The organism is Pseudomonas sp. (genome assembly GCF_050739655.1).
Classification (GTDB): Bacteria; Pseudomonadota; Gammaproteobacteria; order Pseudomonadales; family Pseudomonadaceae; genus Aquipseudomonas.
Genome location: NZ_JBOIBY010000541.1, coordinates 1 through 14493, shown reverse-complemented (window position 1 = coordinate 14493; position 14493 = coordinate 1). Strand labels below are relative to the sequence as shown.

Annotated in this window: 10 protein-coding genes; 1 reads left to right on the top strand and 9 read right to left on the bottom strand. The window is 61.5% G+C overall.

Annotation, left to right across the window (positions count from 1 at the left end; all coding sequences use genetic code 11):
* Window positions 1–126: 126 nt before the first annotated feature.
* The 5 genes from ACRESJ_RS25990 to ACRESJ_RS25970 all read right to left on the bottom strand — a co-directional run bounded on the left by ACRESJ_RS25990 (window position 127) and on the right by ACRESJ_RS25970 (window position 6759).
* Window positions 127–1094, bottom strand: a protein-coding gene (locus tag ACRESJ_RS25990; RefSeq protein WP_431760428.1) for an IS5 family transposase whose coding sequence is annotated in 2 segments (ribosomal slippage) — window positions 127–887 and window positions 887–1094 — 969 coding nt in all. Because the reading frame shifts where the segments join, the coding sequence is not laid out codon by codon here.
* A 175-nt stretch (window positions 1095–1269) separates the two neighbouring features.
* A complete protein-coding gene (locus ACRESJ_RS25985; RefSeq protein WP_431760427.1) occupies window positions 1270–2418 on the bottom strand; it encodes a fimbrial protein in 1149 nt (382 codons plus the stop codon).
* A gap of 85 nt (window positions 2419–2503) precedes the next feature.
* Window positions 2504–5101, bottom strand: coding sequence for a fimbria/pilus outer membrane usher protein (locus ACRESJ_RS25980; RefSeq protein ID WP_431760426.1), 2598 nt, complete (start codon window positions 5099–5101; stop codon window positions 2504–2506).
* A 223-nt stretch (window positions 5102–5324) separates the two neighbouring features.
* A complete protein-coding gene (locus tag ACRESJ_RS25975; protein WP_431760425.1) occupies window positions 5325–6098 on the bottom strand; it encodes a fimbria/pilus periplasmic chaperone in 774 nt (257 codons plus the stop codon).
* A gap of 94 nt (window positions 6099–6192) precedes the next feature.
* Window positions 6193–6759 (bottom strand): fimbrial protein, encoded by a 567-nt coding sequence (locus ACRESJ_RS25970; RefSeq protein ID WP_431760424.1) that lies wholly within the window; start codon window positions 6757–6759, stop codon window positions 6193–6195.
* A gap of 268 nt (window positions 6760–7027) precedes the next feature.
* Between ACRESJ_RS25970 and ACRESJ_RS25965 the strand changes: the two genes are divergently transcribed.
* Entirely contained in the window at window positions 7028–8314 is a 1287-nt protein-coding gene (locus ACRESJ_RS25965; protein ID WP_431760423.1) for a DDE-type integrase/transposase/recombinase, read from the top strand.
* 418 nt (window positions 8315–8732) lie between these two features.
* On the opposite strand, the gene ACRESJ_RS25960 is transcribed toward ACRESJ_RS25965, so the two are convergent.
* The 4 genes from ACRESJ_RS25960 to ACRESJ_RS25945 all read right to left on the bottom strand — a co-directional run bounded on the left by ACRESJ_RS25960 (window position 8733) and on the right by ACRESJ_RS25945 (window position 14211).
* On the bottom strand, window positions 8733–9266 hold the full coding sequence (locus tag ACRESJ_RS25960; RefSeq protein WP_431760422.1) for a fimbrial protein: 534 nt from the start codon (window positions 9264–9266) through the stop codon (window positions 8733–8735).
* Between the two features lie 344 nt (window positions 9267–9610).
* Window positions 9611–10162, bottom strand: coding sequence for a fimbrial protein (locus ACRESJ_RS25955; protein ID WP_431760421.1), 552 nt, complete (start codon window positions 10160–10162; stop codon window positions 9611–9613).
* A gap of 150 nt (window positions 10163–10312) precedes the next feature.
* A complete protein-coding gene (locus ACRESJ_RS25950; protein ID WP_431760420.1) occupies window positions 10313–11728 on the bottom strand; it encodes a carbohydrate porin in 1416 nt (471 codons plus the stop codon).
* Window positions 11728–14211, bottom strand: coding sequence for a CoA transferase (locus ACRESJ_RS25945; RefSeq protein WP_431760419.1), 2484 nt, complete (start codon window positions 14209–14211; stop codon window positions 11728–11730). The genes ACRESJ_RS25950 and ACRESJ_RS25945 overlap by 1 nt, the downstream gene beginning before the upstream one ends.
* Window positions 14212–14493 lie beyond the last annotated feature (282 nt).

The window sequence follows — 14493 nt, the reverse complement described above, 5'->3', positions numbered from 1 at the left end:
GGATGCTCTGAATAACGAGCTTCGAGGCCTGAATTCTCGGGCCAGGCTCGATGTGCGACCGACTGACACCTAAGATTGATTATGTTGTGCTGTTTTGGAGGCGCCAGCGGGCACCTCCAGACGGATTTACCCTTGGACCGGCATCAGCTGCCGGCGCGTCATCCACACATTGGACAGCGCGAACAGAGTCAGCACCTGGGCAGTGTTCTTGGCCAGCCCGCGGTAACGCACCTTGGTGTAACCAAACTGGCGCTTGATGACCCGGAACGGATGCTCCACTTTTGCACGCATGCTGGCTTTGCAACTCTCCCAGCGCTCGTGTTGTCGGCGGTCGCGGGCGTTCTTGATGGCCTTCACCTTGCTGCGCTTCTTGGCAATAAGGAAGGTGGCCTTGCAGCCCCGCAGCTCCGCACGCGCGTCGGCACCGGTGTAACCGCTGTCACCCAGCACGCAGTCTTCCTTGCCGTGCAGAAGCTCATGGATGACGGTCACGTCGCCCACGTTGGCAGCGGTGCACTTCACGTGGTGCGCCAGGCCGGAGAACTCATCAACGCCGATGTGCGCCTTCATGCCGAAGTACCATTGGTTGCCCTTCCTGGTTTGATGCATCTCAGGGTCGCGTGCTTTGTCAGCGTTCTTGGTCGAGCTTGGCGCCGAGATGATCGTCGCGTCGACAATCGTGCCGGAGCGCATGCTCAGCCCCTTACGTGCCAAGTGCGCGTTGACCGCCTCAAGCATCCGGGGAGCCAAGCCGTGCGTCTCCATCAACCGACGGAAGTTGAGGATGGTCGTCTCATCGGGGATGGCGTCCAACCCGCTGAGCCGGGCGAACAGACGCATTGAGGCGATCTCGTGCAGCGCCTGTTCCATGCCCGGATCACTCAACGATACCACTGCTGCAGCAGATGGATGCGCAGCATGGTTGCCAGTGCGTATGGCGGCCGGCCACGCCGCCCCGAGGTTGGGTAGTGCGGCTCGATCAGTGCCAGCAGCGACCTCCACGGAACGACCTGCTCCATCTCGCCAAGGAAGATCTCACGACGGGTCTGTTTGCGCTTGCCCAGGCCCTCGGCGTCGCCAAATGTCAGCTGCATGGATGGCTCCTCAACATGTGCTGCCATTGTCTCTCAGGTTGCCGGCCAGCGGCCGGCACTACCGGAGGATTTATTCAGAGCATCCCTAGCAACATCAATGATTTTGGAGAGAGCGTTCAATGCTTGGCCTACGATTGATCGGGCCGGCATTGCCGGACGCCTGGGCCGGGCGGCGCTACTTGTACTCGAGGATGAATTCAACCGAGCTGTTGGCCTGACCCGGTGTGACCTGGGCGGCGGTCTGCACATAGCGTGCGGACAAAGGAATGGTTTGTGTGCTGTTCGCATTAACATTCGACAGGCTCAGTGCGTCGAGCCAGGTATTGAATGCGATCGGGGCTGGCGCACTACGCTGCCGTATCTCGATCCCGATGCCCGTCGCGTTGGTGGCCCCGCCGGTCGGCGCCCCCAGTGTCAAGATGCCTGGTGAATGTATGTTCCCTGCGGGCGGCGTCAATTGAAATCGAATGGTATTGGAGGTTTGGCTGATACTTTCAGTGGAGCCGAACGTAGCGCCAGGATTCCCGACCGAGGTCACATAGTGCTGAGCCACGGCGCGAGATTGTCCAAAAAAGGCCGGGCAATTCTTGAGCTCGATCGCGAAATCGACAAAAGGGCTACCGGTGTTGATGCCGACGAAGTCGGACTGCGGGCGGTTTCCCAAAATAACCAACTGATTAGGGGTGGTGCAGGTCTGGGAAACAAAACTCATGGTTCCCGAGAAATTGAATGTCCAGAGCCTGACACCGCCAATTGTCATTGCAAATCTTGGAAAATTAGCAGTGCTGACAGAGCCAGGGCTGATATTGCCGATCTTGTAGAAAAAAGCCTGCACCACCCCCAGTCTTGCGTTGAGCACGAATGGATTTCCGATTTCCGTCTTGACCCAGGTGTTTGGGAGATAAGTCCCTCCCCCGGAGTTGTTGCCAGTGCCGTTCCTGAAGGCCACCCCGACTCCGGGTACATTGGTCAACCAGACTTTTCCGGCCCCCTCGTCCGAGGGCTGCCATGGAGAAAGCGCCAAGCCGTTGGTCAGAAAACTCTGTACATACGTAACGTTTCTATCAGCACCGCCACTGCATCGCACTGAGACATTCGAAAACTCGGTGACGGCTTGATTGGCAAGCAATGCGCCCAACGGCAAATCCCGGCCCGCGGTCACCGATATGTTGGCCAAAGACCCGGTGACCGTCTGGGCGACGCTTCCGGGTTGGAGGGCGCAGGTCATCATTGCATTCGCGCTGCCCGCCGCGGAAAGCAGGCAGAAAACCAGGAGCAAGTCCTTCAAGCGCGACCGGCCTGCGTCATTTGTCAATTTGAACATTGTTTATTTTTCCGTACGTCGGATCGCGTCGACATTCAAGATGCCGCGAAGCTGAATGAATTGATTTGAAGGGTCATCGCGAGGGCTATTTGTTCATTCCCACCCGAACCACCGGGGGCGCTGCCGCGGCGGGGAGGCAGGCGCCTTCGAAGGTCTCGATCTGGTTGCTCGACGGGCCGCTGCGCGCCGGCAGGCCGGACAGGTCGATGCGGCAGGTCTCGAGCTTGCCGTCGGTGCCCCAGTTCACCTGCAGCTCGCGGGTGTTCTCCTTCAGTCGGGCAAAGATGCGTCCACCTTGCGCCACCACGCCCACGTTGCCGCCCTCGCCATCGGTGACGTCGGCGCCGAAAGGCAGCGGCGCGCCACCGAGCCGCGTGCTGGTGATGAACATCGCGCGGCCCGTGACGGTCTTGTACTGCAGACGCACCACCGCGCCGGCGCGCGGCGCCACCTTCTGGCTGGTGTTCTCGAGTTCGACGTCGGTCGAGATGCCCTTCGGGTCGATCGTCACCTCGTTGAGCCGGTAGGGCGTGAGGTAGGGCGTCACGGCGTAGCCGCGGCCGTCTAGGGTCACGCCGGCGTAGCCGTCGACCTTAGCCCCCGCCGCGGCCGGTGCTTCGATCAGGCCCATGGTGTCGCCGGTGTGGGGCGACAGCGTGACGCCGCCCGCATGCACCACCGCCGAGCCCGACAGGCCGAAGGACTCGCCGCTGAAGCTGCGGCCCTGGCCGTAGCTGGCCTGCACCGACGCATAGGGGCTGCGGTACTGGCCGTTGATCGAGCCGCTGGTGCCGCCCTGGCTCGCATGCGAGGCGTTCACGCCATAGGTGTACTGGTCGTCGTCTCCGGCCGAGCCGCTCAGGGTGGACTGGAATGCGCTGCCGCTGTTGTCGTTGCGAGTCAAGTTGACAGAGGTCTGCGGCGAATGGCGCTCCTTGCCTAGAGGAATCGACAGGCTGACCGTGTACTGGTCGTCCATCTGGCCGTTGGCATTGCGGACCCGATTGACGCCCAGCGAGTAGCTCCAGTCGCGCCAGCGGTTGCCGTAGCCCACCTGGTACTGCACGTCGCTGGTGTCGCGGTTCCAGTAGTGCTGAGTGAAACCGGTGATGAAGAGCGAGCCACCCGTGTCGCCCAGGGTCTGGCTGAAGGTCACCGACATCCGGTTGCGTGGCCGCCAGACCTGACTGGTGTCGCCGCCGTGGCTGAGGAGATCCCGCGTGGCGGCGGCGTTGCCGAGGTCGTAGAAGCCATCGGTCGAGAAGCGGTAGGCCGCGATGCCGATGTTGCTGCCGTAGTCGGCAAAGTTCTTGCTGTAGCCGAGGCGCAGGCTGGTACCGGTCTGGGTCTGGGTCTGGGTCTGCGGGCCGAGGTCGGCGGAGGCCCCGGTCACGTCGGCCGACAGCGCGCCGAACGGCGTGCCCACGGCCGCACCGAGCAGCGCCGACTGGTAGTTCTCGCCGAGCTGGCCACCGCCGTACACGGTCAAGCTGTTGGTCAGGCCGCGTTGCACCGTGGCTTGGGCGAAATAGGGGTTGTAGTTCGCGTTGTCCCGGCGCAGCTTGCCGTAGGTGGCGCTATAGCGCGTGGTGTCAGGGCGCAGCAACTGCGGCACCGAGGCGTAGGGCACCGAGAAGGTCCGCACGCGACCGTCGAGTTCGGTCACGGTGACGTCGAGGTTGCCGCCGTAGCCGCTGGGGAAGAGGTCGTCGATGACGAAGGGGCCCGGCGACACGGGCGTGTCGTAGATCAGCACGCCGTTCTGGCGGATGGTCACGCGGGCGTTGGTGTCGGCCGTCCCGCGCACCACCGGCGCATAGCCACGCTGCGAGTCCGGCAGCATGCGGTCGTCGGAGGCGACCTGTACGCCGGTGAACGGCAGGGTGTCGAAGATCTCGCCCGAGGTGTTCGACTCGCCGATGGTGAGCCGGCTCTTCCAGTCGGTCAGGTCGCGCTGGACGAAAGTGTTCTGGGTCTGGTAGCGGGAGCCGGCGTCCGGCAGCCATGACATCGATCCGTTGTGGCGGAAATTCCAGCCGCCCGCATTGAAGCCCAGGTTCAGGCCCAGGTAGGACGAGGTCGTGGTCTGGCCGAAGCTTGTGTTGCGGTAGGTGTTGAAGTTGTAGCCGAGCGTGCCGGCGGTGATGCCGGCGTCCCACAACTCGGGGCTCACGTAGCCACGCGCGGTGCGCCGCAGCGATGCCTGCGGGATGATGAAGTCGAGCGCCAGGGCCGCGGTGTCCATGCGGAGCCTGGCGTCGTCGAGCACGTCCTCGATGGCCAGACAGTTGTTGCCGGCCAAGATGGCGGCTGCACCCTGCTTGAGTCTGGTAAAGTCGACGTTGACGCGATCGAGCAACTCGCGGGTGACGCACACGCGGTCTTCTTTTTCGCCAGCCGCGGCTTTCACGGCCACATCGGTGCGACCGAGCAGGACGCCGTTGAGCAGCAGGTCGACGCGGTAGTCGCCGGGCAGCACGGGGTTGCCGCGGGCGTAGCGCGAAATGTCCACCTTCGGGCCATTGCTGTTGAGAAAGTCGTCGTTGAATTCGACCAGGGCCACCTGGTCGGAGGCCGATGGCCTAGCCTGAGGCGTCGAAGCCACAAGCACGGCGGTATCGGAGGCCTGGGCCGCCGCTGGCGTTTGCGCCATGGCGAGGGGCAGCGAACCGAAGGCCAGCATCAAGGCGCAGCTGAGGGGCGACGCGGGCCAATGATGGCGCGTGGTCAGGCGGATAACTGTCATCTTAAAATTTCTGATTGCCTGTTTGCCCCCGGGAACGGCTGCGACACGGTTGCTTTCCGGGGGAGCAAGGTGTTTCGCTGATTTGTTTGGGGGGGGGGCGCCAACGAGACGGGCGCCCGGATCGCTTTCAGGGCCGAGAGCGTCAGCCCTTGGTGCCGCCCTACTGCGCCTCGCTCTGCATGCCGGGTTTCAGCGTGACCGGATGCGAACCGCCGTAGTCGTCGATCGCGTTGAAGGTGATCTCTGGGGCACCGACGGGCAGCGCCTGGAGGCCGGCCAGCGGGAACAGGCGGCTGCTGCGCGGCGGAATCATGCCGCCGTCGCTGGCGTAGGACTTGTCGCCGAACTTGACCGAAGTCTCGGCATAGTTGGCGTGGAAGACGGTCGGGTTCTCGCCCTTCAGCGCGTAGCCCTTGCCGTCCTCGGCCTTGACCACCTGCCAGCTGACTTGGGCGGGCGTTTCGTTTGGGTTGCCGGACAGGCCCACCGGACGGAAGAAGATCTTGATCCGCGAACGGAAGGCCATCTGCAGCAAATTCTCACCCTGCAGGTCGGCAGGCGGGCGCGGCGGGACTTCGAGCACGTTGAGGTAGTAGACCGATTCACGGTCTTGCGGCAACGGGTCTTGCGTGTACATCATGCGCAGGGTCTGACCCTTGCCCGGGTCAATGCGCGCCACGGGGGGCAGCAGGGTGAACGGCATCGGCTTGTCTTTGGCCTTGGCGTCGGGATCGCCATCGTCGACCCAGCTCTGTACCAGTGCGGGCACGGCGCCGTTGCTGTTCAGTTTGACGCTGACTTCGCGTTGATTCGCAGGATAGATGACGCGCGTGCCGGTGATGACCACGCTGGCGTGCGCAAAGCTAAAACCGACAGTGAAGGTCGTGATGACTACCAGCGACCAGCGCGCGCGCTTTCGAAAGAGAGAAATCATTGAGTGGCTTCGTTAGATTGGGAAAAAGCTGGTGCGCCAGATTCGCGCACCAGCTTCGCCCGCTAGCGCAGTCGCGCTTGGGGCGTCAGTCGCCTTAGTTGTAGGCGATGCTATAGGTCACGCTCCCCTTGACCTTGCCGGCGGTGGCACCGCCCAGCGGGGAGATGTATTCCACCGAGTACGGCAGGGTTGCGCTGCCGTCGGCGGCAACGGTCTGAGCCGTGGTGGTGGTGAGCTGAGCGCCCGAGCCGACGACGATCGGGTTGCCCGTAGCACCATCCTTGAGGCGCAGATTCACGAGCGTGGCGTTGCCGGCCACGCTCGGAAGCACGTTCTTCAGCGTGCCGTCGGTGAAGTCGACGAAAGCTGCGTTGTATTCGAAGAAGGCCAGCGCCTTGCCGCCTTGCTCCGTGCAACCCTTCAGGTTGATGGCGAAGCTACGATTGGCGGCCGTGCTGCCGGGGGCCGACAGCAGGTTGGCGTTGATGGTCGGGAGCGTCACGATGGCCGGCTGGGCGGCGTCGCCGTCGACATCCACTGCGCAGGTCTGAGCGGTCAGTTCGCCTTTGAAGTCGATCTGGCCGGCGTCTTGGCCAGCATGGGCCGACAGGGCCAGAAGGGAGGCACCAGCGGCCAGGACAGGTAACAGGATGCGTTTCATTGTTGGATATCCAAATTTAAAAGTCAGTTAGGAAAAGTGCGAACAGCGGCTGCTTTGCGTTGCGGCGTGCAAAGTCCCCCTGAGATTTGTTACCTGCCCGCTTCGTGTGAATGGCACACTGCAGGATACTCACCAAGCCCGCAAAGGGCAATGAGAATCGTCTGAAAATGAAATTCGGCAGCTATCCAGCACTGTCCAACGGCAGATGAGCCTGGGCGTGGGCGGACGCGTTTCTACCCGATGATCATCCAGCTGGATGATCATTCACTTGGACGAAACACGAATCCGCACCATCGACGATGTGCGTGCGGTACTGGACGGCACCCGCACCCTGGCTTTCACCCCAGCGGCCTGCCGGTTCGAGCGTTATGCATGGATCACCGCGGTGCTGGCGCGGCTGGATTACCGCCGCCTAAAGCGCTCCGACCGTGGCTGGGCCCGGCGCTACCTGCAGCATCTGAGTGGTTTCAGCCGCGCGCAGATCACCCGTGCCGTGCAGCGCTGGTTAGCCTTCAAACCCCTGTGCCGCGCCCACCGTAGGCCGGCCAATGCGTTTGCGCGTCCCTATACCGAAGCGGACCTGGACGCGCTAGCCGACGTCGATCGCGAATACGGCCGCCTGTCCGGCCCGGCCACGGTGGTCGTGCTGCAGCGCATGTATCAACTGTACGGCGATGCGCGCTTCGTGCGCCTGCAGCACCTGTCGGCGTCGCACCTGTACAACCTGCGCCGCTCGGTGGCCTATCAGGCGCGCCACACCGTGCGCACCAAGACCCGACCGGATCGCAAGGCCGTCGCCATCGCCGCGCGCCGCGCCCCGGCACCGGACAACCGCCCCGGCTTCATCCGCATCGACAGCGTTCACCAGGGCGACTTCCGCGGCCGCTGGAGCGTGTGCCACATCAACGCGGTGGACTGCGTCACGCAGTGGCAGGTCGTGGCGACCGTGCCCTCGCTCAAGCGAGAACACATGCTGCCCACCATGCGTGCGATGCTGGCGCAGTTCCCGTTCCAGATCCGCGGCTTCCACTCCGACGGCGGCAGCGAGTACGTCAACTACGAGGTAGCCCAGATGCTGGACGACGCGCGCATCGACTTCACCCGTTCCCGTCCGCGCCGTTGCAACGACAACGCCCTGGTCGAAGCCAAGGACGGCGTGGTGGTACGTCGCCAGTTCGGCTACACCTACGTGCCAGCCGAGCGCGCCGAGCAGTTCAACGCCTTCTGCGAGGACTATCTGAACCCGTTCTTGAACCTGCACCGGCCGTGCCTGTTCGGGACCGAGGTGCCGGATCCGCGCAAACCCGGCCGGCTGCGGCGCGTGCACCGCCGCGAAGACGTGCAGACGCCGCTGCAGAAGTTGGCCAGCCTGCCCAATGCCAACCGCTTCATGCGCCCCGGCATCACCGTGGAAGCATTGCAGCAGCAGGCGATGGCGATGACCGATCTGGACGCGGCCCGACGTGTCCGAACCGCACGAGAGGCCATGATGCGCGAGGTCGATCCCCGACGCTGGATCGGCGACGGCTGGGGTTTTGCCAAACCCGCCGCCTGATCGTTACTGTTCAGCCTCCCCCGCGATCAACCGACCCGAAACCCCAGGCCGTCCAGGCTCATCTAGGAATTGGAAAGTACTATCCGAACGTAATTTTTTTGCGCGCGCGCCTAGAGGCGCCATTTCTCACTGCGATTACTCCGAGATTTGACTGGAAAGCGTGGAAAACTCTGCACTCCGATTCGTCTTTTTTAAATCGCCCCCGATGAATGCTCGATGCTTTCTAATTGTCTGGAATGCGCGCGCGTACGTGCGGCGGGTACACGGACAGGAGGGGCAATCTGGGCAGTGGCGCTGCGAATGCGATGGGGCGTTCCGGCGCCCCTGGATTCTGATTCGCTCGGTCGGTACGGCGGCCGAGCAGCCCGCCCAGTCGCACGGCTGCGCGACCGTGCGAGCAAGATCGATAGGCCTGGTCTTATTCGTAAATGATGCTGTAGGTGACCGATCCTGTGACTGTCCCGACGGTCGCCACGCCGAGGGCGTAGTACTGCACTGTGTAGGGCAGGGTCGCTGCGCCGCCCACGAAATTGATGCGCGAGGTGGCGGCTTGAGTCTGTCCAGCCCTGATAGCCGCATTGCTGTTGTTGCGATCGAGGAGCTGCAGATCGACGTTGGCGGCAGTGCCCGTGTTCTTCAAGTGACCACTGATCGTGTCGACGCCGGGGCCGGCTTCAAAGTACGCCGAAGCCTTACCCGTGGCGGTGCAATTCGACAGCATGATGTCGAAGTTGGTCGGGATTGCCATCTTGCCGACCGCATTGAGCAGGCTGTCGCCGACCGGCGGCAGGGTGACGGTCGCGGCAGCGGGAGCCACGGTGCCGTTGACGGCGATCCTGCAGGTAGTGCCGATGATCGAGCCTTTGAAGTTAATGGTGCCATCCGCGGCGTGTGCAGTCGCGGCCAAGATCGAGATGCAGGCGACCAAGGCCTGGAAAAGAGTGCGCTTCATAGATATGGCATCCAATTTAAGAGTTAAAGAGCAGAATGTGCAGGGGCACGCGTTATCGTCGACCTGAATGGTCGGCTTGCGTAAATCGTTTTCGGCGATCGGGCGCCGATCGAACCGACTGGAGTGTGTACCTTGCACTTCAGTTTGTCGTTAAGAAATTTCTGAATCTCATGCAGGAAGAGGAATGAGATAGAGATCAGTTTGAATTTCTCAGGACCACTGAGCAGCGACACACCGGGAGGTAAACATCGCGCCCGACAATGGCTGCGCCCGCCCCTCGAAGGCGACAGTAATTGCTCGTCTATTGAATAAGCGGCGCCCGAAATATCGGATCGATATGGTCATTATCGATAGTGGAGTTCGTAGGTGATCGAACCGCGCACCGTGCCGCCCCCTGCCACACCGATTGCGTAATACCGCACCGCATAGAGGAGTTCAGCCGCGCCCAAGGGCATCGCGTAGTGCGTGCTGGCGGTTTTCTGGATATCGTCGCCGGCACGGATTGCGTTGCCGTTGTTGGCGTCCACCAGCCACAGGTGCACGTTGGCGGCGGTGCCGGTATTGTTCAGCAGGCCGGTTGTGTCATCGACGAAGCCGTCTTGCTTGAAAAAGGCTGCGACCGAATTCTTGCTCGTGCACTCCGTCAGGCTGATCTTGAAGGGGGTCTGACCGGCTGTCTTGCCCGCCGCGTCGAGCATGTTCTTCGGCAGGGTCTGAAGGGTAACAGTTGCGGCGGGGGCCTGAATGCCGTTGACGGCGATCGTGCAAGTATCGCCTTTGATGCTGCCGTCGGAATTGATGGCGCCGTCGGAATTGATGGCGCCGTCCGCCGCATGTGCGCTCGCTGCAAGCGCCGAGACGCCTGCAACCAAAAAAGGAAAGAGATGGCGGCGCATAAGTTGGAAGTTCGGTCTCAAAATCATGGCGGGAGTTGGGCCTGAGACACGCGCTTCGCATGGATCAGCGGCCGATCGGCCCGGAGGTCGTCGCTCTATTAAACCAAAAAAATGCGATAGCGTTGATCCGACTCGCCGGTCATTACCAAGTCAAAAGAAGACCCGATAATTCAGCCTTGGTTGTACGACCACATCAGCGTTCGGATTGAAGGACGGATGGACTATTACCTGGACGCCTGGCGTCACGGTGCTATTTGGTGTCAGCCCAATGTTCCAGTATGTCTCAAGGCCATACTGATCGCGTTTCCCGCTTCCCGGAAAGATGTTATTGAACGGCCTCGTCCACATTCCTGCCAGCGCGATCTCCCCGTTGATATCGAATGGCCTAAGATAAGCAGCACCTATGTACGCTGTATTTCCGGAGAAGGTAGTCGATATACCCCCTCCCTTTGCGGTGTTGTGCGTATAGCTTGCAAACCCGACCACTTGGCCCCGCTGCTTTTCGGCGTTGATCTTGAAACCCCAGCCTGGCTTATTGGGAGTTATATCCGGATCAAACGTATCGCGTGTTCCGGCGTGAAATATGTTGACAGCGAGGAGGTCGAACTCACCGTTCGGTCGACGCCAGATATGCCCGATCTCAGTACCAACGAATAGCTGATCGCTGCTGATATGTCCCCAATCCAGACCAAATTGGCCCGGATTTCCGTTCATATCGTTGACGACGCCATTTACGTAGAAACCCGTACCCGGGATGGGGCGCCACCGGAATGAGATACCTGCGCCGAAAGCCGGATAAGGTATTGTCTCGCTGAAAGCCATAGGACTTGCCGAAAAGCCGTTACGGGCATCCTTGAAGCGGAAGGTATTTAGCGTTGCTTGCGGCGCCTGATTGCCGATTCGAAAACTGAAGCCCGGCCCCAAATGCTGCTCCCAGAACAGGTCTTCGACTGCAAGGCCGCCGTTCCACGACGTAAACTCATAGCTCGACCAGGCCGAGCCCAGTTTGAGCGGCCCGAATACGGCCGGCCAGGGACGGTCGCCGATCGGACCGCGCCATCCGGTGCGCACCACCAGCGAGCCTTCCCAATCCGTACCGCGATTGACAGGCGTCCAGGTGCCCCCCAGTGCGGCCCAGCCGCCGATCGCCCAGTGGTCCGACACGCCGGGCGCCACTTGGGTCGCATATTGCGTAGCCTGTTGGTAGGAGGCAGAAAAAGTGAGCCCATACTTGTCGTAAAGATCCTGTCGTAGCGAAGCGAGACCCTTAGTCCACGGAAGTTGAAGCCCCGGGAAGACAGTACCTTGCGTCAACGGGGGAACGAGGGATTGCGGTTCTCCTTGATCGGGATCGTAGAGAGCATCCGGCCCAGGCCCGAGATAATAAGGAGCTACATATTCCCCCAAGCCCCCATAAGTGAAATCGACGGTCCCGCCACCAATTGAATCGGAGGTTATAGCGGAGCCCGGCTTTGATTGTTGCGCATGAGTAACGCTTGACAGGGGGGCAAGGCCCAGCAATGCCGCCGCAGCGCAGTGGCGTCCCTTACCGGTGACATGGAACATCAAGCCTTTCTCCATTCTGTCCGCCCAATAGTGCCGGCGTTGACGAGCTCGGTCACCTGTTCCTTCGCGTATCCGAGGCTCTCCAGCACTGCTGGCCCATCCGCGCCGATGCGCGAGGCGGCCGCTGGGCGGCCCTCTGTCGTGCCGTCAAAGGCGAACCAAGTCGGCGCGAAACATTCGGTGGACCAGCCATCGTTCGTGCGCTTCTCGAAGCGGACCGTGGTTGTTGGATGATCGCGATGTCGGTCAGCCAGTTCCTTGCACGACTGTACCGGTACGGCCATGACGCCCTGTCGGACGCACCAAACCAAGGCCTCTGCGCGACTGAGGCCACCAAGCTCTTTCGAAATGTCACGCGGCGCCTGTGCGAAAATCCAACCATCGCTCAATTGGTACACACGTTCACCTACGGTCATCCCAATCGCAAGCTGCCCGCGAGCGCTGGCCGGCGGCTCACTTCCCGGCTTCTGGAACAGCAGTTGGATCAGGGTTGCTGCGTTACAGAGCGATGTCTCAGCCCAATCGCCGCGGCCGTCGGCACGTACCTCCCTCGCATAGAGCGCAATAACTCCGGATAGCGCGCCGAGGTACCCGCAGAGATAGTCGACCGCCGAAGCTATGCCATGGAAGGTCGGAGTGTCAGGTCCGCCAAACCGGGTCATGACACCTGTGGTCCCCTGTATTGATGGGTCGTAACCCTTGTCTTGATGGCGTGGTCCGTGCCGCTCTCCTCGGGTAGCTGTGATTTGAAGGCCAATGGCGCGTGGATTCTGCTCGGTCAATGTCGCCGCATCGACGCCGAGCCGCACCATCTGGTCATCCATCATGTTCGCGCAGATAATATCGGCAGTTGCCGCGAGCTTCTGAATGACGGCAAGTCCGTCGGGCTTCATTCGGTCAACGATAATGCTTTTCTTGCCGACCGAGTTCTCCCCTGACCACATCACATGTATGGTCGGGGCCTGCTGTGGATCCATTACATCCACGCGCGTCACGCTGGCGCCTAACTCGACAAGCATGCGCGTGCAGGACGGCCCGGCCAGTACATTGGTCATATCCACAACCGAATAGCCGGCCAATGGCAGTCGAGCTTTCTCCCTGCCGGTGGTGCTCGGAGCGGGTTTCGTACGGGCAGGCATTGCGTCGACAGAACGCCGCGCCCTCAGCGGAGCATAGGGCTGGGAGCTTCGTATCCAATTGGTGCGGCCGATCTGTAAACCTTCAGTCCCCAGAACCTCCGCGAAGACGCCAGCCGCACGCGCGTCGGCATCAATCTGCCACTCTTCCCACGTCATTACAATGCTCGCAGCCGTTCCATTGGCTGCCAGGAAACGCTCCCACTCCGCTGCGGTGCGGGTCGCAAAAGCCGGCTCGAGCAGGTCGGCAAGAAGGGAGGTATAGGAAAAGCCGAGCGAAAGACTATCGGCCAGATTACGCCGCGCGTCAGCCATGTTGGCAGGATCGTAAGGGTTGGCGAAAACGGCTCCAGTGCTGAGAGCCCGATCCCACAACCCCATCGCCTCGAGTAGGCGTCGCGAGAGTCTGCCGTTCGGCCCTGCCATCGGCAGGATCCACCTATTGTCTTTGGCCCGATATGGCGTCGAAAACGGCGCGAACCGCCGCTCCAGCCACATTTGGCGTTCAGGGTCGCGAAGGGCGTCGGCGACAAAAGTTCGGAACTGGTCCGGCGTCATTCCCGGCGGCAACCCGCCAACGACGATAGGCTCGAGGTGATCGGGCAGGCCTTCGGACGTGATGCTGAGCGCACCAATGGCGGACAAGCCTCCGGCAATACGACTGGACAAGATCTCACGCCCCAAACCGGTGCGCAGCCGATCGATCAGAGCGGAGACGACACCGACCGTCCCGTTTACGCCGCAGTAAATTGAGGGAAGTGGGATAGGGGTATAGATGACCGGCCGATTCAAGACGGGGGCCGAGACGCTCATATTGGTGAAAAAGCCACAGAGCGCGTTGATCAGATCTTCAGAACAATCTGCCGGGAGATCACCATAGGCTTCGTCATTGGGCAAAGCCGCCACAATACGCAAGAGAACCTGATGCGGCGCCCGCACCACGGGGTCCATGCCGTCCACTATAATAACGTCGGCAGACGCGTAATCTGCCGCTGCGCCAACGGGCAATTCAGTCTTCCCTCGATCAAAAAAGGTGCCGTCCAAGCTACTGGAAGATGAGCCGGCCCTTCGCTCGAAGAACACTTCGGCGCCTTGGTCAGCCATTAGCAGGCCCGCGAGGCGCCCCGACAAGAGCCGACTAAACTCGATGACCCGCACGCCCTCAAGGGGTGGGGTTCCATTGCGAAACTCGCGATGACCCTGTGCCATCTGTGCCTGCGCCAGATTACCATCGAAGGCAGCCGCTACGACTCCGAGGCCCAGACCACGAAGTGCCTCGCGGCGGGAAATCCTAGGTCCGGCCAGGCGGCCAAGCAGGGATGGCGAGACCTCATCTTCGTTCGACATATCTTTGATATCCTTCCGTTGATTTACAAAGTCTCGGGACCCAATTGGCAGCTATGAAACCGGGCTTCTATCGCTGCCCTGCATTATAGCAGCCCTCGGCCGCGAGCACCACCACCTCGCGAACCAAAAGAGAGGTGGATCGGTTTGTTTGGACAGAATTTCCCGCTTTATAAATGGAATCCTGCCTTTGATTATGCCGCTGCGGGCAGCGGCGCTAGGGATGCTCTGAATAACGAGCTTCGAGGCCTGAATTCTCGGGCCAGGCTCGATGTGCGACCGACT